Origin of the sequence: Amycolatopsis albispora (assembly GCF_003312875.1) — a bacterium.
Classification (GTDB): domain Bacteria; phylum Actinomycetota; class Actinomycetes; order Mycobacteriales; family Pseudonocardiaceae; genus Amycolatopsis; species Amycolatopsis albispora.
The window spans coordinates 4,367,568-4,387,678 of record NZ_CP015163.1; the positions used below are offsets into that span (position 1 = coordinate 4,367,568).

Genomic DNA, 20,111 nt, shown 5'->3' on the forward strand with positions numbered 1-20,111 from the left:
GGAAAGGGCCGAAAGTCACCGATCTTGGGGCTGGCTGCCCGCCTCGATCGCCTTCCGATTGTGTGCCGCGGCCACCGCGATGTCGAGCTTGGCTTCCCGGCGGTCGTAGGTGAAGAACCCGTTCACCTCGTTCTCCACGTCGGTGGTCTGGGTGTAGATGGCGCCGGAAAGGCCCACCTCCGGCACGATCCGCGCGAGTTCCTCGCTCACTTCGGCGTAGCGGCGGGTCAGTTCTTCGCGATCACCCGCCATTTCGTAGGCCATCGGCGGTCCCGGCCAGACGTGGTCGGGCAGCACCAGGCCGAGGCCGCCGTATTCGCCGTCGACGGTCACCCTGGTGTCGATGATTTCGGGACGGCCGGGACCGACGTAGGTGTGGTCGTCGTAGATGTCGCCCGCGCCGGTGTCGTGGTGCGAATGGCAGCAGTTCACGCCGCTGCTCGCGTTCACCATGCGCGTCGGGTCGGCTTCGCGCACCAGCGCGGAGATCCGCACGGTGTCGTATTCGCCCCAGCCCTCGTTGAACGGCACCCAGCCGACCAGCGAGGTGACCCCGCGCAGCTGGTCGATGAGTTCGAGCAGCTCGGCCTCGAACCGCTGCCGCGCCTCCGGCACGGGCGGTGCTTGCGGGCCCGGCGGGTTGTCCAGCAGGACGGGCAGCGACGGCATGTCCTGCCAGACCAGGAGGCCGAGGTGGTCGGCCCAGTGGTACCAGCGCGCCGGTTCGACCTTGGCGTGCTTGCGGACGAAGTTGAAGCCGAGTTCCTTGGTTTTCTCCAGGTCGAACCGCAGTGCCTCGTCGGTGGGCGCGGTGTAGATGCCGTCCGGCCAGTACCCCTGGTCGAGCGGGCCGTGCAGGAAGGTGACGCGGCCGTTCAACGCGATTCTCGGCCGACCGCGCTCGTCGCGGGCGACGCCGATGGTGCGCAACCCGGCGTAGGAGCGCACGAGGTCGTCACCCAGCCGGACGGTCAGGTCGTACAGGTACGGGTCGTCCGGCGACCACAACCGCGGTGACGGCACCTCGACGCGGATCGCGCGGCCCGCCGGCCCCTCGGCACGGGCGACCTCATCACCCTCTCGGGTACTGACCACGATCTCCACCCGATCGCCACCGGAAACACGCGGAGTGACGGTGAGCCCGGTCAGGTCGCTGTCGACGTCGAGCCGCCGGACGTGGTCACGCGGGACCGGTTCGAGCCAGACGGTCTGCCAGATGCCGGACGCGCCGGTGTAGAGAATGCCGCCGGGGTCGAGGCGCTGCTTGCCCAGCGGATGGGTGCCGATGTCCGCCCGGTCCTCGGCGCGGACCAGCACCTCCTGCGGGCCGCTCGCGCGCAGCGCCCCGGTGATGTCCGCGCTGAACTCGGTGTAGCCGCCCTCGTGCTCGGCGACCAGCTGGTGGTTCACCCAGACGCGGGCACGCTGGTCGACCGCGCCGAAGTGCAGCAGCACCCGCTCCCCCGCCCAGTCCGCCGGGAGCTCGAAGGTGCGGCGGTACCACATCAGGTCGTCGTGCCTGCCGATGCCGGACAGCGTGGACTCCGGCGGGTACGGCACCAGGATCAGCTCGCCGCGGCTGTGCTCGGTGGTGTACTCCCACAGGCCGTTGAGGTTGAGCCAGCGGTCCCGCACCAGCCGCGGGCGCGGGTACTCCGGCAGGGCGTTGCCCGGGCCGACCTGGTGTGTCCACGGGGTGGGCAGTACGGGTTCCTTGGGCGTCCAGTCGGTGCTCATCACCCCCGATGCTGGCAAAGATCCGCCACGGCCGCACGGAGCCGTCTTGACTCACGAGTAACCTGCCCCTCATGCGCGTGTTGATGCTCTCGTGGGAGTACCCGCCGGTGGTCGTCGGCGGGCTGGCCCGGCACGTCCACGCGCTGGCCAGGCATCTGGTCCGCGACGGGCACGAGGTCGTGGTGCTCTGCCGCCACGTGGCCGGCACCGACGCTTCGACGCATCCGCTGACCGATCGGGTGGTCGAGGGGGTGCGGATCATCCGGGTCGCCGAGGACCCGATGCACGTGACCTTCGAGCGCGACCTGGTGGCCTGGACGCTGGCCATGGGGCACGCGATGGTCCGCGCGGGCAACGAGCTGCTGCGCGGCTGGCAGCCCGAGGTGGTGCACGCGCACGACTGGCTGGTCACGCACCCGGCGATCGCGCTGGCCGAGGCCGCGCGGGTGCCGCTGGTCGGCACCATCCACGCCACCGAGGCCGGGCGGCACTCCGGCTGGCTGTCGCACCCGCTCAACCAGCAGGTGCACTCGGTGGAATGGTGGCTGGCGAACCGGTCCGACGCGCTGATCACCTGCTCGCAGGCGATGCGCGCGGAGGTCGGGCACCTGTTCGAGGTGTCGCCGGAGGAGATCACCGTGATCCACAACGGCATCGAGGAACGCGGCTGGCAGGTGCCCGCCGCCGAGGTCGAGCACGCGCGGCGGACCTACAGCCCCGAGGGCGCTCCCCTGCTGCTCTACTTCGGCCGTCTCGAGTGGGAGAAGGGCGTGCAGGACCTGCTCGCCGCGCTGCCGCGCATCCGGCGCGACCATCCGGGCACGCGGCTGGTGGTGGCCGGCAAGGGGCGGCACCTGGACGAGCTGGTCGAGCAGGCGAGGAAGCTGCGCATCCGGCGGGCGGTGGAGTTCGTCGGGCACCTGTCCGACCGCGACCTGCGCGCGGTGCTGGCCGCGGCGGACGCGGTGGTGCTGCCGAGCCGGTACGAGCCGTTCGGGATCGTCGCGCTGGAGGCCGCGGCCGCGAAGGCGCCGCTGGTGGCGTCGACCGCGGGCGGGCTCGGCGAGGTGGTCATCGACGGGGTGACCGGGCTGGCGTTCGCGCCGGGTGACGTGGCCGCGCTCGGTGCCGCGGTGAACACCGTGCTGGCGGACGACCGGGCCGCGCGACGCCGCGCCGCCGCCGCGCAGGCCCGGCTGGCCGCGGACTTCGACTGGTGCCGGATCGCCGAAGACACCGCGGCCGTCTACCGCCGGGCGAAGATCTCCGAGCCCGAGGTACTGGGCCGCCCGAAAATCGCCACCGGCAACGCCTTCCCCGGCTGAGCCCCAGGGCTGAGCCCCCGGGCTGGGCTCCCGAGCTGGGCCCCAGGGCTGGGCCTCCGGGCTGGGCTCCCGGGCTGGGCTCGGGGCTGGGCTCCCGGGCCGAGCCTCCGGACCGGGCCGCCGGGCCGCCGGGCCGCCGGGCCGGGCCGAGCCCCCGAGCGGGGGCCTCGGCCGAGCCTCGGAGCCGGGACCCAGGGCTGGGACCGGAGCTGGGACCCGTCGGCGGACACGAATGTGGCTTTGGGGGCCGATTTCGCCCCGAAAGCCACATTCGTGTCCAGCGCCGGTCGCCGCCCGGGGCCGCCGCCCGGTGGTGCCCGGTGCCCGCCCCCAGCTGCCCGGTGCCCGCTGCCCAGTGCCCGCGGCCAGTGCAATGAATGTGGCTTTCATTGCGCCAGACGCTATGAAAGCCACATTCATTGCACGGCGCCCGCCGCGGGAGGGGTGGGGGTCGAACGCGGGAGGGGAGGGTGATGTCACGAAAGCCACATTCGAGACGCCAAACGTCTCGAAAGCCACATTCGTGACACCAGACACCAGGGACACCAGGGGTTGAGCGCCCCCGTGGTCGCGGCTCCAGTCACGCGACCACGAGGGCTGGTTCACTCAGAGCGGGCAGCGCACGCAGTCGAGCGTGGCCGTTCGCGCCGGAGCGCCGCTCAGTGACCACAGTGCGTGCGCCATCACGTCGGTGTGCCGGTCCAGCGAGGTGGCGCTGATGTTGCTCGTGGTGTCGCACGAGCGGTGGTAGCAGCGGTCGTAGGCCAGCCCCGCCGTGCCGCCCCACTTCTGGGCCTGCGCCGAGGTCTTGATGCCCTCGGCCCCGCTGAACGTGCCGCCGGTCGGGATGTTCGCCCTGGCGAACGCGGCGTGGTCGGACCGCCCGCCGACGCTGGTCAGCTCGGTCGGCACGCCCTTGGCCTGGAACCCGGCCTTCAGCGCGTTCTCGATGGTGGTCGACCCGGCGGGCTGCCCCGAGCTGGAGTACACGAAGTACCCGGGGTTCGGCGAGCCGGTCATGTCGAAGTTCACGTAGCCCTTGATCACCGCGCGCTGGGCGGCGGTCAGGCTGTTCACGTACCGCGTCGAGCCGATCAGGCCCAGTTCCTCGGCACCCCACCAGCCGAACCGCAGGTGCTTCTGCGGCTGCAGGTTCTGCTTGGCCACGGTGAGCGCGACCTCCAGCAGCCCGGCCGAGCCGCTGCCGTTGTCGTTGATGCCCGGGCCGACGCTGACGCTGTCGAGGTGCCCACCGGCCATCAGCACGTTGTTCGGGTCACCGCCCGGCCAGTCGGCGATCAGGTTGTAGCCGGTGGTGCCGTTGTAGGTGAAGGTGTGCAGCTGCGTCTGGTAACCGACGGCGTCGAGCTTGCCCTTGACGTAGTCGATCGACGCCTTGTACCCGGGGCGCCCGTGCGCGCGGTTGCCGCCGTTGGCGGTGGCGATGTTCTGCAGTGCGGTGAGGTGGGCCTGCACATTGGCCACCGGGATGTCCGGCGCGGCCAACACCGGTGCGGCGGAGGCGGGCGCGGTCAGCACTGCGATCGGCAGTGCGGACGCGGCCACCAGGACCAGCGCTTGACGCAGTCTCATCGTGAAACTCCTCAGCGAGGGGGAGATTGTCCGACTCGCCGGAGCCTGCCTGGTGGCCGCGCGCGAAAACAATCCGGAACCCGCTAAGTAGGCGTACCTAAAGTTGCGGGTTCCGGATGTTTTCGAAAGCTCAGGAGGTCAGGTACCGCGCGTAGGCCGAGGTGGTGAAGAACGCGGGCAGCTTCTCCCCGAGCGCGGTCTCGACGAAGATGTCGCGAGCGTCGTCGAGCCGGTTGCCCGCGCCGAGTTCGGCGTGGATGCGGCCGAGTTCCTCACGCAGCATCTCGTAGGCCAGCTCGGTGGTGATCGCGGTGCCGTCGGCCAGTTTCGTGCCGTTGCGGATCCACTGCCACACCTGGCAGCGCGCGATCTCCGCGGTGGCCGCGTCCTCCATCAGGTTCGAGATGCCGGCCGCGCCGGTGCCGCGCAGCCACGAGTCGAGGTACCGCAGGCCGACGTTGATGTTGGCGCGCAGCCCCTCCTCGGTGACCTCACCGCCCGCGCTGGCCACGTCGAGCAGGTCCTCAGCGGTGACCACGACGTCCTCGCGCAGCTTGCCGAGCTGGTTCGGCCAGCCGCCGAGCACCTGGTCGAACACCTCGCGGCAGACCGGGACCAGACCGGGGTGCGCCACCCACGAACCGTCGAAGCCGTCACCGGCCTCGCGCTCCTTGTCCTGCCGGACCTTCTCCAGCGCGTTCGCGTTGATCTCGGGGTCGCGGCTGGGGATGAACGCGGCCATGCCGCCGATGGCGTGCGCGCCGCGCTTGTGGCAGGTCCGGACCAGCAGCTCGGTGTAGGACCGCATGAACGGCACGGTCATGGTGACCTGCGCGCGGTCCGGCAGCACGAAGTCGGCGCCGTGCTCGCTGAAGTTCTTGATCACGCTGAAGATGTAGTCCCAGCGCCCGGCGTTCAGCCCGGCCGCGTGCTCGCGCAGCTCGTAGAGGATCTCGTCCATCTCGAAGGCGGCGGTGATCGTCTCGATCAGCACGGTGGCCCGGATCGCGCCCTGCGGCAGGCCGAGTTCCCGCTGGGCGAAGCGGAAGACGTCGTTCCACAGCCGCGCCTCGCGGTGGTTCTCCAGCTTCGGCAGGTAGAAGTACGGGCCGCGGCCGCGGGCGAGCAGCTGGCGGGCGTTGTGGAAGAAGAACAGGCCGAAGTCGACCAGGCTCGCCGAGACCGGGCGGCCGTCGATGCGGATGTGCTTCTCCACCAGGTGCCAGCCACGGGGACGGGCGACGATGGTGGCCGGCTCGTCACCGATGGTGTAGCGCTTGCCGTTCTCGCCGGTGAAGTCGATGTCGCGGCGGATGGCGTCGTAGAGGTTGAGCTGCCCGTCGATCATGTTGTGCCAGGTCGGCGAGTTGGCGTCCTCGAAGTCGGCCAGCCACACCTTGGCCCCGGAGTTGAGCGCGTTGACCGTCATCTTGCGGTCGGTCGGCCCGGTGATCTCGACGCGGCGGTCCTCCAGGCCGGGCGCGGCCGGGGCGACCTGCCACGACTCGTCGTTGCGGATGTGCGCGGTCTCCGGCAGGAACCCGAGCTTCTCCTCGCCGCTGGCCAGCTTCTCCCGGCGCAGGCGCCGCTCGTCGAGCAGCTCACGGCGGCGGCCGGCGAACTCGTTGTCCAGCTTGGCCACGAACTCCACCGCGGCCGGGGTGAGGATCTCGTCGAACCGGTCGGCGCTCGGACCGGTGAGGTCGATGCGGTAGGCGAGCTTGTCGGACATCTGGTTCCTCCGGGAACGGGCTTCTCGCGGGAGAAAGAAGAAAGGGGAAGGGAGGCCACCGGGCCGCCCCAGTCGTGCGGGCGACTACCAAGGGGGCGGCACCGGCGGCCTCCGGGGATCAGCAACCTCGATGGCTCAGTGGAACTGGGCCTCTTCGGTGGAGCCGGTGAGCGCGGTGGTCGAGCTCTCCGGGTTCAGCGCGGTGGCCACCTGGTCGAACCAGCCGGTGCCGACCTCGCGCTGGTGCTTGGTGGCGGTGTAACCCCGCTCCTCCGAAGCGAACTCGCGCTCCTGCAGGTCCACGTAGGCGGTCATGCCCTCGTTCGCGTAACCCTTGGCCAGGTCGAACATCGAGTAGTTCAGCGCGTGGAAGCCGGCCAGCGTGATGAACTGGAACTTGTAGCCCATGTGGCCCAGCTCGCGCTGGAACTTCGCGATGGTCGCGTCGTCCAGGTGCTTCTTCCAGTTGAACGACGGCGAGCAGTTGTAGGCCAGCAGCTGGTTCGGGTACTTGTCCTTGATCGCCTCGGCGAACTTCCGCGCCACCTCCAGGTCGGGCTCGGAGGTCTCCATCCACAGCAGGTCGGCGTACTGGGCGTAGGCCAGCCCGCGCTCGATGCACGGCTCGATGCCGTTGCGCACCTTGTAGAAGCCCTCGGCGGTGCGCTCACCGGTGATGAACTTCTGGTCGCGCTCGTCCACGTCGCTGGTGATCAGCGTGGCGGCCTGCGCGTCGGTGCGGGCGATGATCAGCGACGGCACGTCGGCCACGTCCGCGGCGAGGCGGGCGGCGTTCAGCGTGCGCTCGTGCTGCTTGGTCGGGATGAGCACCTTGCCGCCGAGGTGGCCGCACTTCTTCTCCGAGGCCAGCTGGTCCTCCCAGTGCACGCCCGCGGCACCGGCCGCGATCATGCCCTTCATCAGCTCGAACGCGTTGAGCGGGCCACCGAAGCCCGCCTCGGCGTCGGCGACGATCGGGGCGTACCAGTCGATGTCGGTGTTGCCCTCCGCCCAGGTGATCTGGTCGGCGCGGCCCAGCGCGTTGTTGATCCGGCGGACCACCGCGGGCACCGAGTTGGCCGGGTACAGGCTCTGGTCCGGGTAGGTCTGGCCGGACAGGTTCGCGTCGGCGGCCACCTGCCAGCCCGACAGGTAGATCGCCTTGAGCCCGGCACGCACCTGCTGGACGGCCTGGTTACCGGTGAGGGCACCCAGCGCGTGGATGTAGTCCTCGGTGTGCAGCAGCTTCCACAGCTTCTCCGCGCCGAGCCGGGCGAGCGTGTTCTCCTCGACCACGCTGCCGCGCAGCTTGATCACGTCGGCCGCGCTGTAGGTACGGTCCACACCCTGCCAGCGGGGGTCGGTCTCCCACTGCTTCGCAAGCTCTGCCGCCGCCTGCTCCCTGTTGACCGTGTCAGCCATCTTTCCCACCTTTGCGAACTTTGCGATTCCTCGCTTCCTGTCCTGACCATGGCATGTGCTGGGGAAACGCGGCCAGAGCTCCAATTTGCCAAATTTTGCAAATTTTTCGTAGCATGCAGGCGAAGGTTGCGAACACCTTGTTCGCAGAGCGACCGGCTTGATCGTTCACGGGATCGTTCAGGCCGGGAAACCTTCCGGAAAGGACCGGTTCAGTGGACAAAACCTTCGCCGGCGCGAAGCTGCGGCACCTGCGTGAGACCCGCTCGATGAGCCAGGCCGACCTCGCCAGGCTGCTGGAGATCTCGCCCAGCTACCTCAACCAGATCGAGCACAACGCCCGCCCGCTGACCGTTCCGGTGCTCTTCCGCATCACCCAGGCGTTCGGCGTGGACGCCGAGTTCTTCGCCAACAACGACACCGCGCGCCTGGTCGCCGACGTGCGCGAAGCCCTGCTCGACGAGTCGCTCGGCGTGCAGGCCACCAACGGCGAGATCAACGAGCTGGCGACGAACCTGCCGTCCATCGCGCAGGCGCTGGTCCGGCTGCACCGGCGGTACCGGGACGCGGTGGAGAACACCGCCGCGCTGGTCGCCGAGGACGGCAGCGGCATGCACGGCAGCGCGGCCGGGCCGCTGCCGCACGAGGAGGTCCGCGACTTCTTCTACGAACGGGAGAACTACGTCGCCGAACTGGACGAACGCGCCGAGCGGATGGCCGCCGAGCTGCCGCTGCGCCGGGGCGAGGTGCTTTCCGCGCTGCGTGACCGGCTGACCGAGCGCTACGGCGTGCACGTGACCAGCGAGGGCATCGACGAGACGGTTGGTGAGCAGCACCGGTACGAGCCGCAGGCGCGGGTGCTGCGGATGGCGCCGAGCCTGCGGGTCGGGCAGCAGGCGTTCCGGATGGCTTCGCAGATCGCCTTGCTGGAGTACGACGACCTGATCGCCGAGCTGGCCGATTCGTGGGCGTTCTCCGGCCCGGCCGCGCGCTCGCTGGCCAGGGTCGGCCTGGCGAACTACTTCGCCGGCGCGCTGATCCTGCCGTACGAGCAGTTCCACCGGCGGGCCGAGGAGTACCGGTACGACATCGAGCGGTTGTGCGACCACTTCGGCGTGGGCTTCGAGACCGCGTGCCACCGGCTGTCCACCCTGCAACGGCCGAAGATGCGCGGGGTGCCGTTCTCGTTCGTGCGGGTGGACCGCGCCGGGAACATGTCGAAGCGGCAGTCGGCGGCGGGCTTCCACTTCTCACGGGTCGGCGGGGCGTGTCCGCTGTGGAACATCTACGAGGCGTTCACGTCGCCGGGCAAGATCCTCACGCAGATCGCGTCGCTGCCGGACGGCAAGAGCTACTTCTGGATCGCGCGGACCATCTCGCGGAACATCGGGGGCTACGGCTCGCCGGGCAAGATGTTCACCGTCGGCCTCGGCTGCGAACTCCGCCACGCGCGCCGGCTGGTCTACTCGACCGGCCTCGACCTGGACGACCGGGCCGCCGCCACGCCGATCGGCATGGGCTGCAAGGTGTGCGAACGCCCGGCGTGCCCGCAACGCGCGTTCCCGACGATCGGGAAGCAGCTGACCGTGGACGAGAACACCAGCACCTTCGTCCCCTACCCCGCGGTGCCGAAGTCGTAGGGCGCCTCGACCGGGGCGGCCCGGCCGGGAGTAGGTTCCCGGGCATGCACGGCGTACGCACGGCGGAGGTAAGCGCGGAGCTGGTCGACCAGGCCGCGGAACGGCTGGCCGGGGTGGTCACCAGGACCCCGCTCGAACCCAGTTCCCGGCTCTCGGCGCAGATGAACGCCCGCGTGTGGCTCAAGCGCGAGGACCTCCAGACGGTCCGCTCCTACAAGGTCCGCGGCGCCTACAACTTCATCGTGCAGCTCGACGAGGAGGTCCGCGCCCGCGGCGTGGTCTGCGCCAGCGCGGGCAACCACGCGCAGGGCGTCGCCTACGCCTGCCGTCGCCTCGGGGCGAAGGGCCGCGTTTTTGTACCCCGCACCACGCCGCGGCAGAAGCGCGAGCGGATCGCCACGCTCGGCGGTGCGCACGTCGAGGTGATCGTCACCGGCGACAGCTACGAGGACGCCTCCGCCGAGGCCAAGCGCGAGGCCGAGCGCACCGGCGCCACCCTGGTGCCCGCCTTCGACGACCCGCGCACGGTTGCCGGGCAGGGCACGGTCGCCCGCGAACTGGTCGCGCAGCTGGGCTTCGCGCCCGACGTGCTGGTGGTGCCGGTCGGCGGCGGCGGGCTGCTCGCCGGGATCGTCACCTGGATGCGGGAGCACCACCCGTCGACCCGGATCGTCGGCGTCGAGCCCGCCGGGGCCGCCTGCGTGGCCGCCGCGATCGAAGCGGGTGAGCCGGTGCGCATCGACGCGGTGGACTCGTTCGTCGACGGCGCCGCGGTCGCCATCGCCGGTTCGGTCACCTATCCGCTGATCCGCGACAGCGGCGCCGAGCTGACCACCGTCGAAGAGGGCGGGGTGTGCACGGAGATGCTGGAGCTGTACCAGTCCGACGGCATCATCGCCGAACCGGCCGGCGCGCTGGCCAGCGCCGCGCTCGGCGCGTCGGTGACGATCCAGCCGGAGGAGACCGTGGTCTGCGTGGTCTCCGGCGGCAACAACGACGTCAGCCGGTACAGCGAGATCCTCGAGCGCTCGCTGGTCCACAAAGGACTGAAGCACTACTTCCTGGTCGGCTTCCCGCAGGAGCCGGGCGCGCTGCGGCGCTTCCTCGACGAGGTGCTCGGCCCAGAGGACGACATCACCCTGTTCGAGTACGTCAAGCGCAACAGCCGGGAGACCGGCCCGGCGCTGATCGGGATCGAGATCGAGCGCCCGGCCGACCTGCCCGGCCTGCTGGACCGCCTCGACGCCAGCCCGCTCCAGGTGGAACGGGTGGAACCGGGCAGCCCGTTGTTCCATTTCCTGCTTTAGACGCTGCTTGCTTCAGAAGTCCAGGCGTGCTTCCGCGGTGGCCGCCCCGGTGCCGATGTTCGGCCCGCGCGGCGGGATCCGGTCGTACGCGGCCGGGTCCAGGTTGCGCACCTGGCCGCTGGCCACCGAGGACAGCATGCCGTCGAGTCCGATGTAGACGGACTTGGTGAGCATCGCGCGGTGCTGCTGCCCCAGCGTCTGCGTCTGCCCGCGCACCTCGAACAACACCGTGCCGCTGCCGTTCAGCGCGAACGAGCCGAGCCCGGTGCCGGGCAGGTTGGTGTCCTGCGGGTACAGCGTCACGTTCCCGAACGCCGGCCGGTTGTTCGCCGCGCCCTGCAGCGCGTTGTACACCGCCACGTTCAGCTGCTTCGAGTACTTCAGGTCGTACTTCGGCGCGTACTTCTCGTAACCCGGTGTGGTGGCCGGGTCGTCGACGAACTTGCCGGAGATGGACAGCGTGACGAACTCGTCCGGGTCGTCCGGCATCACGTAGCAGGCGCCCTGGTGGTGCAGGTCGACGTAGGTGTCCACCTTGCCGAACTCGGCGGTCAGCCCGCGGTAGACGTCACGCACGATGGAGGTCTCCGGCGAGAGGTACCAGCCGGTCTGCGCCGAGGTGCCGGGGAAGTCCTCCTTGCGCGGCACGTAGTTCAGGTCGGGGTGGTAGTCGCGGTTGATGTCGAAGCCGGGCCGCTGCGAGTAGTCGTCACCCTGCAGCGTGCCGGTGTAGTAGTTCCACGCCGGCTGGGCGCCGCGCAGCTGCGGGTGACGCGCGGTGACCTCCTGCCAGGTCATGTCGTTGCCGCGGCGGTCGAGTTCGGCGCCGTCCGGGTTCATCTTCGGAATGGCGACGATGGTCAGCTCGCTGCGCCAGCGCTTCGCCTTGGCCGAGTCGCTGGTGCCGACGAAGTCCAGCAGGTCGAGAACGGCGTCGGTGCCGGTTTTCTCGTTGCCGTGGATCTCGCTGGTCACCAGCACGGCCTTCGGCCCGGTGCCGACGCGCGCGGAGTAGATCTCGCGGCCGCGGTTGCTCCGGCCGAGCTGGTCGACCTGGACCTTGCCGCCGCTGACGCGCTCGATCCGGTCCAGCTCGATGCCCAGCTCGCGGTGGTCGGTGAACTGGTTGATCGGCAGGTCGCGCGGGGTTTCGCTGCAGGCCGCGGCGGCGGTGGAGATGCCGTCGTCGGGTGCGGCGACCGCGGGCGCGGTGGTGCCGAGCAGGGCGATTCCGGACAGGGTGGCCAGGGCAAGTGCCGAACGTCTGCGTAGTTGCACGAGCTGCTCCTCCACTTCGAAGTGCGCTCATGCTAGTTAGTTACGGCAACGAACGGTATCCTCCGTTCGTCCGGTTCGCCGCCCTCAGTTCGAGGTCAGGTCGCGCAGCGTCTTCTCCAGCGCCTTGTCCGCCTTGCGAGCCATGTCGCGAACCGCCTCGCGGCGCTCGGCGTCGGCTTCGTAGTCGGCCCGCCGGTCGCGCACCACGCGCGCGGGCGAACCGACCGCGATCGCATAGTCCGGGATGTCCCCGCGGACCACCGCGTGCGCGCCGAGCACGCAGCCCCGGCCGACGCGGGTGCCCTTGAGCACCGAGACCTTGGTGCCGATCCAGGTGTCCGGCCCGATCCGCACCGGCGACTTCACGATGCCCTGGTCCTTGATCGGCAGCGTGATGTCGGTGGTGACGTGGTCGAAGTCGCAGATGTAGACCCAGTCGGCGACCAGGGTGGCCGCGCCCAGCTCGATGTCGAGATAACCGTTGACCACGTTCTGCCTGCCGAACACGGCCTTGTCGCCGATGCGCAGCGAGCCCTCGTGGCAGCGGATCGCGTTGCCGTCGCCGATGTGCACCCAGCGGCCGATCTCCAGCCGCCCGTACCCGGGACGGCAGTGGATCTCCACGTCCTTGCCGAGGAACACCATGCCCCGCAGGATGATGTGCGGGTTGAGCAGGCGGAACTTCAGCAGCCGCCAGTAGCGGACCAGGTACCACGGGGTGTAGGCGCGGTTGCGCAGCACCCAGCGCAGCGAGTCGGCGGTGAGGAACCTGGCCTGCCGCGGGTCGCGCCGCGCGCGCCGCCACGCCTTCGCCCTGGCCGCCACCGGGGAACCCCACATGGATGTCATGGGGCTGACCGTAACCTGTAGGCCTCGGCGCGGGACACCAAGGAGTGGCGAGTGGGCACCAAACTGATCATCGACACCGATCCCGGGGTCGACGACGCGTTCGCGCTGGCACTGGCCGCGCGCAGCCGCGACGTCGAGCTGATCGGCGTGACCACGGTGTTCGGCAACGTGCCGCTCGAATCGACCACGGAGAACGCCCGCCGCCTGCTGAACCTGTTCGGCCGCGCCGACGTGCCGGTCGCCGCCGGTGCCGAACGGCCGCTGGTGCACGCGCGGACCCGGGCCTCCTCGGTGCACGGCGCGGACGGGCTGTCCGGCCGGTCGGCCTCGCTGGCCGCCGCCGAGCGCGACCTGGAGACCGCCGACGCGGTGAGCATGCTGGTCTCGCTGCTGGAACGCGAGGACGAGCCGGTGACCATCGCGCCGATCGGCCCGCTCACCAACATCGCCCTGCTGCTGGCCGCGCACCCGCGCGTGCGCGACCGGATCGAGCGGCTGGTGATCATGGGCGGCGCGATCGGGCGCGGCAACATGACCGCGGCCGCCGAGTTCAACGTGTGGGCCGATCCCGAGGCCGCGCGCCGGGTGCTGGTCGAGGAACGCGTGCCGGTGACGCTGGTGCCGATGGACCTGACGCGGCGCTGCGCGGTGTCCACCGACTGGCTGGCCGAGCTGGCGGACGGTGATCCCGTCGGCGAGGTGCTGGTCTCGCTCACCGCCGACTACCTCGACCACTACCGCAAGGAACTCGGGTACGACGGCATCGTGCTGCACGACGCGGTCGCGGTGGCCGAGGCGATCCGGCCCGGCCTGCTCAAGACCGAGCGGTTCCCGGTGGACGTGGACTGCGGGTTCGGCCCGTACCGCGGCGCGACCCTGCTGGACCAGCGTCGCTGGGCCCACCGGGAAGCCAACGGCGAGCCGGAGCGGCCGTCGATCGAAGTGGCCGTCGACACCGATCTCGACGGCCTGCGCCAGTTCGTGCTCGACGGGATCAGGGGGTAAGTGGTGGCGGAGGAACCGAGGCAGCGGCCGGTCCGGCGGGCACTGGTGGTCGCGCTGGTCGCGGTGGCCGTGGCGACCGGGCTTTTTGTGGTGGCCAACAGCCAGCAAAGCTCACCGCAGGCCGACAGCGCCGCGAACACCGCGCCCCCGGTGACCACCCCGCCGCCCGCGCCCGCGGAACCGTCGCCGACGCAGGGTGCCGCGCTGCCCGCGTCGCCGGGCAAGCAGCTCGACGACTGGGCCGCCAAGTATTCGACGTGGCTGGAGATCCCGCAGCGCTCGATGCTCGCCTACGCCAAGGCGACCATCACCATGAGCCAGGAGCAGCCGGGCTGCCACGTGTCCTGGGTGACGCTGGCCGGGATCGGCAAGAACGCCAGCGACCACGGCCGCGCGGGCGGCGTGATCGGCGAGGACGGCAGGCCGGCGCAGCCGATCGGCACGGTGGAACTGCTCGACTTCAACGGCACCGTGGTCTCCGAGCGGGACGCGAACGGCCCGATGCAGCTCACCCCGGCGATCTGGGACAGGTGGGCGCGCAGCGCGAGCGGCGCGGGCGCGCCCGACCCGCAGAACATCGACGACGCGGCACTGACCGCCGCCCGCGCCCTGTGCGCGGACGGCGGCCGGGACCTGTCCGACGGCCCGACCTGGTGGAACGCGGTCGGCTCGCTGCAGGACGCGCCGCTGTTCCTGCACCGCGTGCTGGCCACGGCGAACGTCTACGGCACGGTCGCGAAAACCGACGCGCCGCCGAAGGCCGCCGTGCTCAAGGCGGTGTACTTCGCCATCGAGAAGATCGGCCTGCCGTACGTGTGGGGCGGGAACGGCATCGAGGGCGGGCACGAGGGCTTCGACTGCTCGGGCCTGACCACCGCGGCGTACGGGAACGCGGGCATCACGCTCAAGCGGACGGCGCACTGGCAGTACGGCAGCGTGCCACTGGTGCCGGTCGAGGAGGAGCCGCAACTGGGCGACCTGGTCTTCTTCGGCAACCCGTCGACGAAGATCCACCACGTCGGCATCTACGTCGGCAACAAGCAGATGGTGGACGCGCCGACGTTCGGCCAGGCCGTGCAGGTGCACGCCTACCGCCGCCCCGGTGACGACTACGCCGGCGCGGGCCGCCCGGCCGCCTGACTCGTCTCAGGGGAGTTCGACGACGACCTCGTAGAGCGCCGGGTTGGGGGTCGCGACCTGCGCGGCCTCGGCGACCGACGACTGGAACTGCCCGTGGTTCCGCGTCGCCGCCAGCCAGTCTTCCTCGCTGTCCCAGTGCGCCACGTTGACGAGCTGGAACCGCGAATCCGGCAGCAACGCGCGGTGCAGGCGGACATCGCGGAAGCCGGGCGCGTCGCGGAGCAGCTCGGCCCGTTCCCGCCAGTGGCCGACGAACTCGTCCACCCGGTCCGCGGGGATTTCGAAAACGTTGATGAAGGTGACGCCGTCAGTCATGCTGATCCTTCCTCGAGTGCGCGTAGCGCGGCCGTGGTGAATTCGTCCAGGGGGTAGAAGAACTCGATCGCCAGTTCGGACAGGGTCACGTCGGCCGGTGCGCCGAAGGTGGCCATGGTGCCGAACATGGACAGCACTCCGTGTGGGGTGCGGATTCGCAGTGGAACCTGGATCGGGCTTGGCGGGTTTTCGGCGTTGTCGGTCTGTTCCGTGTCCGCGGGGGCGGGGTACTGGCTGACTTCCTCGTACAGCGCACGCAACTGCGTGTCTCCGGTGGCGTTGACCTGGCGGAGCAGTCGGTCGAGGAACAGCGCCCGGACCTCACCGAGGTTGACCAGCCGCCCGGCCAGCCCGTCCGGATGCAGGACCAGGCGGTACACGTTGGGTTGTGGCCGCAGCAAGTGCTGGGGTGTGCCGTCCATGAGCACGGTCATGGACTTGTTGCCGGTCACCACGTTCCACTGGCGGTCGACCACCACCGCCGGGTACGGCTCGTGCGCGGTCAGCATGGTGTCGAGCGCGGACCGGATCGACGTCATGGTTTTGTCGTCGAGGCTGCTTTCCCGGTAGGCGGGTGCGTAGTCGGCGGCCAGCAGCAGGGTGTTGCGCTCGCGCAGGGGAACGTCCAGGGCGCGGGACAGGCGCAGCACCATCGTCCGGCTCGGCCGGGCGCGGCCGGTTTCCACACAGGACAGATGCCGGGCGGAAGTGCCGGCCAGCAGGGCGAGGTCGAGCTGGCTGAGCCGGCGACGCTGCCGCCACTCCCGCAGGAGCATGCCCACCCTGACCGGCTGATGTGTGTCCATGGCGCCGGAGCGTATCCGTGGTGGATCACCGGTTCGATGACCTCGGAGGTCATTGAGCCCATGCCCCGCACCGTGCCACCGTCAGGCCCTGAACTTGACCGAGGGACCGAGGAGAACGGCATGAGCACACCGGACCTGCTGCGCGGCAGCCTGCGGATCGACGGCTGGGGCACCGCCGTTTTCGGCGTGGCCATGCTGGCGGGCGGGCGGTGGCTCACCGGTCCGCTCGGCCTGCCGTCCACCTGGTTCGTGCCGATCGGGATCGCGATGGTGGGCGGTGCCGTCGCCCTCGGCCTGATCGCCGGCTATCCGCGGATCCCACCGCGGCTGGCCGGGTGCGCCATCGCGGGCAACGCCCTGTCCGGCGGGGCGATCGTCGCTCTCCTGGTCACGGGTTTCCTGCCGCTCACCGGCCTGGGCACCACCTTCATGCTCGCCGGGGCCGCCTGGGTCACCACGTTCGCCGTACTCGCGTTCATCGGCCTCGGCCGCTCGCGAAGCCGTCACAACCCGCCACCACCCGCCACCCGTCGCCGCCTGGTTCCTCCGTTCAGTCGTCGTTGAGCACGCCCGTGTTCTGGCAGGCGGTCAGGCGCCACTGCCCGTCCTCCTTTGCCATGACGAACAAGGGCGTGCCCACGTCCGGGCCGTCGGGCGTCTGGTACACCTGCCGCACCTTGACCGCCGCGACGTCGGGGCGGATGAACAGCACGTGTTCCACCTCGAAGGTGACCGTCAGGCCGCTCATCCCGCCAGGAAGCACCTGATGCGTGAACGCGGAGATCGCGTCACGCCCGAAAAGGCGCTTGCCGCCGCCCGTTGTCCAGATCGCGTCGGCGCGGAACAGGCTGACGAACTCGTCGGGCAACTCGTTGTTCTGGGCGTGTTCGACCTTGGTCACCACTTGCTTGATCGCTTCGATCTCGGCGTCGCGGACCTGCGCGTCGATCTCCGTTGTAGTCATGAAGACCACTTTGGAACGTCCACCACGCTGGAGGTCAAGCGATCTCGTAGCGCAGCAGGGTCAGGCCGTTGCCGAACAAGGTGGCTTCAGCCGCCTTCAGGTCGTGCCGGTCCTCGAAAATGCGCGTGCCCTTCCCCCGTGTCACCGGGCACACCAGCAACCGGACTTCATCGACGACGCCGGCGGTCAGGAGCGAACGCATCAGCGTCAGGCTCCCCCACAGCCAGATGTCCTTGCCGTCGCCCGCCTTGAGTTCCCGGACGGTGGCGGCCGCATCACGCGTTACCGTTCCGGCGGGAAAGTCGCCCCATGGCGCGTCGGTCAGATTCGAAGAGGCGACGAACTTCGTGAGCTTGTTGAGCTTCTCGCCGTATTCGCCCTGGTCCTCGGCGTACGGCCAGTAGTCCCTGGTCTGCGTGTAGGTGTTCGCGCCGAGGATCATCGTGTCGACCGAGTCGATGAACCCCATCAGGCTCGCCTTGAACGCGGGATCGGTCTTGTCGGAGAAGGGTTCCACGGACACGAACCCGAGTCCGCCGTCCTCCTCGGCGGCGATCTGGTCGGCGGTGACCCACTGCTGGACGACGAGCTTGCGCATGAGGTTGTCCTTCCGGTACGGGCGGCCGTCCCGGCCGCTTCTGCCACTGGGACGGAGCCGCCGCACCGGTCTCGACATCCCCCTCAGGATTCGGTGAGGGAAAAAACGTTCCCGTCGGGGTCGCGGAAGGCGAACATCGGCGGCACACCCGGCCACGCGAGCACCTCGTCGGTATCGACCCCGGCTTCGGTGAGGGCGGCGTGCGCCGCGGTCGCGTCGTCGGTGGTGAACCGGATCATGATCGAGCCGCGGGTGACGTCCGGGGCGGCCTGGTCCAGCGTGACCACCACGTCGTCGCTGCCGGGCGCCAGCTCGATCCACCGCCCGGTCGGGATCGGCCCGTCGCGCAGCACGGTGAAACCGAGCGTGTCCACGTAGAACCGCAGCGCCTGCTCCTGGTCGGAAACGGGCACGCTGACCGTCCGGATGCCGGTGATCACGCTCATCGGGCGATCCGCTCGTCGAGGGTGACGGTGACCGTGTCGCCCGCCTGCTTGCCGATGCGTTCGCGGGTTCCGGCGTCGAAGGCCAGCTTGTGCGTGCCGTCGCCGAGCGCCATGAACGAGCCGCGGAACGGCTCGCCGTCCACACGGCCGAGGACCTTCACGAGGCCGCGCGTACCGAAGAACTCGGCGGAGCCGGGCATCACCACGTAGGTCCAGCCGCCCTTGTTCGGGCTCTTGAGCAGGGTCGCGGTGAACGTTTTATCGAGTTTGGTGGTGGTCATCTGGATTCCCCTCCGTACATCAGTGAACCGGGTGTGGTGAGTTCGGTGCCGGTCTCCAGCCAGGTCTTCAGCCCGGACAGGATCATCGGCCAGCCGCCGTAGAGGTGCTCGTCGGCGTTTTCGGCGAGTTGGTCGTGCCGGACGACAAGCCGGCAGCTGTCGCCGACCTCCTCGATCTCCCAGGTCACCCGGCTGGTGCCCGCGGCGGCGATGTCGTCGTCCCAGATGGCGTGATAGGTCTGCACGAGCCGCCGCGGCGGGTCGACCTCGAGGTTCTCGCCCTCGATCAGCCCGCCCGCCCCGGCGTGCGTGACGCGGTAGGCCGAACCGGGGGTCCAGTCCGACTCCACCCGCGCCCCGAACTGGAACCGCGCCCGCGTCTCCGGATCGGTGATCGCCTGCCACAGCCGCTGCGGCGTGGTGCGGACGAAGATCTCGAACACCTTCTCCACGCGTGCCTCCAGTTCTCGTTTCAGGTCGACGAGGCCGGCGGCCCACGTCTCGGTGTACTTGCTGACCCAGCGGTCGTGGAGCAGGCGGATCGGCACCGGGTTCAGGAAGTGCAGCTTTTCCCGGCCCCGCCGGTCCGAGAGCACCAGACCGGCCTCCTCGAGCAGCCGGAGGTGCTTCGCCACGGCGACCCTCGTCATGGTGAACCGGCTCGCCAGCGCGTTCAGCGACTGCCCGTCCCGCCGGAACAGCTCGTCGAGCAGTTCCCGGCGGGTCGGATCCGCCAGCGCCTTGAAGACCAGTTCCACGTGACGAAGCATATGAAACCATTTGGTTTCATGTCAACCCCGCGATCAGGCGCGGGTGAACTCCATGACCCAGTTGGACTCCCAGGTCCGCCCGCCGTCGTCGGAGAACTCCTGCTCCCAGCGCGCCGAGTCCGCGGTGATGCCCGACCAGATGAAGTGCGCCTTGATCGGCCTGCCGTCGTGGGTGTCGTCGCCGTAGAAGTCGCCGCGGCCGTCGCGGAAGGTGCCGGCCACCGGCGGGAACAGCAGCCCGCTGCGGCTGTCGGCCCAGTAGAGCGACCACTGGCGCCGCTCGACGTCGAACAGGCGCAGCGTGAAACCGCGGCACCCGAGGGTCGGGAAGATGATCTCGTCGGTGTTGCCGCCACCGTCGAAAATGGACTGTCCGGTCGAGACGCCGGGGAACTCGGCCCACTCGTCGTGCCCGGCGAACAGCTTCGTGCGCCGCCGGTTGACCACGTTCCAGGAGCCGATGAGGAAGTCGAAATCGTTCACGCCGGTCAGCGTGCCCGCACCCCACTGACATCTTCTGTCAGTGAGGTGTGGGCTACTGCTCGGCGGCGTCGATCACGCCGTCGAGCACCTCCCGCGAGCGCGCGAGGTCGGCCATCATCCGGTCGATGCGCTCGCGTTCGGCGGTGAGTTCGGCGACCAGCTTCGCGTCGGCGAGTTCGGACGGACCACCGTCGGCGTCACGCAGGCAGGGCAGCAGCCGCGCGATCTTCCGGCTGGACAGCCCGGCGGCGAACAGCTCCTGGATGCGGATCACCCGGTCCACCGCGGCCTCGGGATAGTCGCGGTGCCCGCCGCGGGTGCGGTCGGCGGCGAGCAGGCCCTGCTGCTCGTAGTAACGCAGCGAGCGCTCGCTCACGCCGGTGCGGTGAGCCAGTTCCCCGATCCGCATGCCGCCTCCACGGT

The 20,111-nt window shown here is 70.0% G+C and carries 21 protein-coding genes; 6 read left to right on the plus strand and 15 right to left on the minus strand.

Annotation, left to right across the window (positions count from 1 at the left end; all coding sequences use genetic code 11):
• Nucleotides 1–15: 15 nt before the first annotated feature.
• Nucleotides 16–1,737, minus strand: coding sequence for a glycoside hydrolase family 2 protein (locus A4R43_RS20400; protein WP_113693795.1), 1,722 nt, complete (start codon nt 1,735–1,737; stop codon nt 16–18).
• Nucleotides 1,738–1,808: 71 nt separating this feature from the next.
• On the opposite strand from A4R43_RS20400, the gene A4R43_RS20405 reads away from it, so the two are divergent.
• The gene (locus A4R43_RS20405; protein ID WP_113693796.1) at nt 1,809–3,062 is read left to right on the plus strand and encodes a glycosyltransferase family 4 protein; all 1,254 of its coding nucleotides are present in this window, start codon (nt 1,809–1,811) and stop codon (nt 3,060–3,062) included.
• Between the two features lie 606 nt (nt 3,063–3,668).
• Here A4R43_RS20405 and A4R43_RS20410 read toward each other — a convergent pair.
• From A4R43_RS20410 to aceA, 3 genes are all read right to left on the minus strand, one after another.
• On the minus strand, nt 3,669–4,655 hold the full coding sequence (locus A4R43_RS20410) for a M28 family metallopeptidase (RefSeq protein WP_113693797.1): 987 nt from the start codon (nt 4,653–4,655) through the stop codon (nt 3,669–3,671).
• A 130-nt stretch (nt 4,656–4,785) separates the two neighbouring features.
• A complete protein-coding gene (gene aceB / locus A4R43_RS20415; RefSeq protein ID WP_113693798.1) occupies nt 4,786–6,387 on the minus strand; it encodes a malate synthase A in 1,602 nt (533 codons plus the stop codon).
• A 135-nt stretch (nt 6,388–6,522) separates the two neighbouring features.
• Nucleotides 6,523–7,809, minus strand: a complete 1,287-nt coding sequence (aceA, locus tag A4R43_RS20420) for an isocitrate lyase (protein ID WP_113693799.1) — start codon at nt 7,807–7,809, stop codon at nt 6,523–6,525.
• Nucleotides 7,810–8,021: 212 nt separating this feature from the next.
• Here aceA and A4R43_RS20425 point away from each other — a divergent pair, with 212 nt between their 5' ends.
• Both A4R43_RS20425 and ilvA read left to right on the plus strand, forming a co-directional pair.
• A complete protein-coding gene (locus A4R43_RS20425) occupies nt 8,022–9,446 on the plus strand; it encodes a short-chain fatty acyl-CoA regulator family protein (protein ID WP_113693800.1) in 1,425 nt (474 codons plus the stop codon).
• 44 nt (nt 9,447–9,490) lie between these two features.
• Nucleotides 9,491–10,753 (plus strand): threonine ammonia-lyase IlvA, encoded by a 1,263-nt coding sequence (gene ilvA / locus A4R43_RS20430; protein ID WP_113693801.1) that lies wholly within the window; start codon nt 9,491–9,493, stop codon nt 10,751–10,753.
• Between the two features lie 12 nt (nt 10,754–10,765).
• Here the strand turns inward: ilvA and A4R43_RS20435 are convergent, their stop codons facing one another.
• The gene (locus A4R43_RS20435) at nt 10,766–12,031 is read right to left on the minus strand and encodes a M14 family zinc carboxypeptidase (protein ID WP_236809150.1); all 1,266 of its coding nucleotides are present in this window, start codon (nt 12,029–12,031) and stop codon (nt 10,766–10,768) included.
• An 84-nt stretch (nt 12,032–12,115) separates the two neighbouring features.
• Entirely contained in the window at nt 12,116–12,880 is a 765-nt protein-coding gene (locus tag A4R43_RS20440) for an acyltransferase (RefSeq protein ID WP_113693802.1), read from the minus strand.
• Nucleotides 12,881–12,931: 51 nt separating this feature from the next.
• On the opposite strand from A4R43_RS20440, the gene A4R43_RS20445 reads away from it, so the two are divergent.
• Entirely contained in the window at nt 12,932–13,885 is a 954-nt protein-coding gene (locus tag A4R43_RS20445; protein ID WP_113693803.1) for a nucleoside hydrolase, read from the plus strand.
• Between the two features lie 3 nt (nt 13,886–13,888).
• Complete coding sequence (locus A4R43_RS20450; protein WP_205215386.1) at nt 13,889–15,025, plus strand: C40 family peptidase; 1,137 nt, start codon at nt 13,889–13,891, stop codon at nt 15,023–15,025.
• Between the two features lie 6 nt (nt 15,026–15,031).
• Here A4R43_RS20450 and A4R43_RS20455 read toward each other — a convergent pair whose 3' ends face one another.
• Both A4R43_RS20455 and A4R43_RS20460 read right to left on the minus strand, forming a co-directional pair.
• Entirely contained in the window at nt 15,032–15,340 is a 309-nt protein-coding gene (locus A4R43_RS20455; protein ID WP_113693804.1) for an antibiotic biosynthesis monooxygenase family protein, read from the minus strand.
• A complete protein-coding gene (locus tag A4R43_RS20460; protein ID WP_113693805.1) occupies nt 15,337–16,146 on the minus strand; it encodes a helix-turn-helix domain-containing protein in 810 nt (269 codons plus the stop codon). Before A4R43_RS20460 ends, A4R43_RS20455 begins: the two co-directional genes overlap by 4 nt.
• A 120-nt stretch (nt 16,147–16,266) precedes the next feature.
• Here A4R43_RS20460 and A4R43_RS20465 point away from each other — a divergent pair, with 120 nt between their 5' ends.
• The gene (locus tag A4R43_RS20465) at nt 16,267–16,710 is read left to right on the plus strand and encodes a hypothetical protein (protein ID WP_113693806.1); all 444 of its coding nucleotides are present in this window, start codon (nt 16,267–16,269) and stop codon (nt 16,708–16,710) included.
• Here the strand turns inward: A4R43_RS20465 and A4R43_RS20470 are convergent.
• From A4R43_RS20470 to A4R43_RS20500, 7 genes are all read right to left on the minus strand, one after another.
• A complete protein-coding gene (locus tag A4R43_RS20470; protein ID WP_113697758.1) occupies nt 16,697–17,110 on the minus strand; it encodes an SgcJ/EcaC family oxidoreductase in 414 nt (137 codons plus the stop codon). The two genes, A4R43_RS20465 and A4R43_RS20470, sit on opposite strands and share 14 nt — an antisense overlap.
• A 34-nt stretch (nt 17,111–17,144) precedes the next feature.
• A complete protein-coding gene (locus A4R43_RS20475) occupies nt 17,145–17,708 on the minus strand; it encodes a dihydrofolate reductase family protein (RefSeq protein WP_113693807.1) in 564 nt (187 codons plus the stop codon).
• Between the two features lie 83 nt (nt 17,709–17,791).
• Entirely contained in the window at nt 17,792–18,154 is a 363-nt protein-coding gene (locus A4R43_RS20480) for a VOC family protein (protein ID WP_113693808.1), read from the minus strand.
• Complete coding sequence (locus tag A4R43_RS20485; RefSeq protein ID WP_113693809.1) at nt 18,151–18,435, minus strand: DUF1905 domain-containing protein; 285 nt, start codon at nt 18,433–18,435, stop codon at nt 18,151–18,153. The genes A4R43_RS20480 and A4R43_RS20485 overlap by 4 nt, the downstream gene beginning before the upstream one ends.
• A complete protein-coding gene (locus A4R43_RS20490; RefSeq protein WP_113693810.1) occupies nt 18,432–19,193 on the minus strand; it encodes an ArsR/SmtB family transcription factor in 762 nt (253 codons plus the stop codon). Before A4R43_RS20490 ends, A4R43_RS20485 begins: the two co-directional genes overlap by 4 nt.
• A 45-nt stretch (nt 19,194–19,238) precedes the next feature.
• Nucleotides 19,239–19,688 carry a hypothetical protein gene (locus A4R43_RS20495; RefSeq protein WP_113693811.1) on the minus strand — a complete coding sequence of 150 codons (450 nt, stop codon included), beginning with the start codon at nt 19,686–19,688 and terminating at the stop codon, nt 19,239–19,241.
• Nucleotides 19,689–19,740: 52 nt separating this feature from the next.
• Nucleotides 19,741–20,097, minus strand: a complete 357-nt coding sequence (locus A4R43_RS20500) for a MerR family transcriptional regulator (protein WP_113693812.1) — start codon at nt 20,095–20,097, stop codon at nt 19,741–19,743.
• Nucleotides 20,098–20,111 lie beyond the last annotated feature (14 nt).

What these genes read in the sequence shown, in the direction of transcription:
- A4R43_RS20480 (WP_113693808.1), bottom strand. Translation starts at nt 18,154, where the DNA reads ATGAGCGTGATCACCGGCATCCGGACGGTCAGCGTGCCCGTTTCCGAC.
- A4R43_RS20440 (WP_113693802.1), bottom strand. Translation starts at nt 12,880, where the DNA reads ATGACATCCATGTGGGGTTCCCCGGTGGCGGCCAGGGCGAAGGCGTGG.
- A4R43_RS20470 (WP_113697758.1), bottom strand. Translation starts at nt 17,110, where the DNA reads ATGACTACAACGGAGATCGACGCGCAGGTCCGCGACGCCGAGATCGAA.
- A4R43_RS20485 (WP_113693809.1), bottom strand. Translation starts at nt 18,435, where the DNA reads ATGACCACCACCAAACTCGATAAAACGTTCACCGCGACCCTGCTCAAG.
- ilvA (WP_113693801.1), top strand. Translation starts at nt 9,491, where the DNA reads ATGCACGGCGTACGCACGGCGGAGGTAAGCGCGGAGCTGGTCGACCAG.
- A4R43_RS20460 (WP_113693805.1), bottom strand. Translation starts at nt 16,146, where the DNA reads ATGGACACACATCAGCCGGTCAGGGTGGGCATGCTCCTGCGGGAGTGG.
- A4R43_RS20475 (WP_113693807.1), bottom strand. Translation starts at nt 17,708, where the DNA reads ATGCGCAAGCTCGTCGTCCAGCAGTGGGTCACCGCCGACCAGATCGCC.
- A4R43_RS20400 (WP_113693795.1), bottom strand. Translation starts at nt 1,737, where the DNA reads ATGAGCACCGACTGGACGCCCAAGGAACCCGTACTGCCCACCCCGTGG.
- A4R43_RS20410 (WP_113693797.1), bottom strand. Translation starts at nt 4,655, where the DNA reads ATGAGACTGCGTCAAGCGCTGGTCCTGGTGGCCGCGTCCGCACTGCCG.
- A4R43_RS20405 (WP_113693796.1), top strand. Translation starts at nt 1,809, where the DNA reads ATGCGCGTGTTGATGCTCTCGTGGGAGTACCCGCCGGTGGTCGTCGGC.
- aceA (WP_113693799.1), bottom strand. Translation starts at nt 7,809, where the DNA reads ATGGCTGACACGGTCAACAGGGAGCAGGCGGCGGCAGAGCTTGCGAAG.
- A4R43_RS20455 (WP_113693804.1), bottom strand. Translation starts at nt 15,340, where the DNA reads ATGACTGACGGCGTCACCTTCATCAACGTTTTCGAAATCCCCGCGGAC.
- A4R43_RS20500 (WP_113693812.1), bottom strand. Translation starts at nt 20,097, where the DNA reads ATGCGGATCGGGGAACTGGCTCACCGCACCGGCGTGAGCGAGCGCTCG.
- A4R43_RS20465 (WP_113693806.1), top strand. Translation starts at nt 16,267, where the DNA reads ATGAGCACACCGGACCTGCTGCGCGGCAGCCTGCGGATCGACGGCTGG.
- aceB (WP_113693798.1), bottom strand. Translation starts at nt 6,387, where the DNA reads ATGTCCGACAAGCTCGCCTACCGCATCGACCTCACCGGTCCGAGCGCC.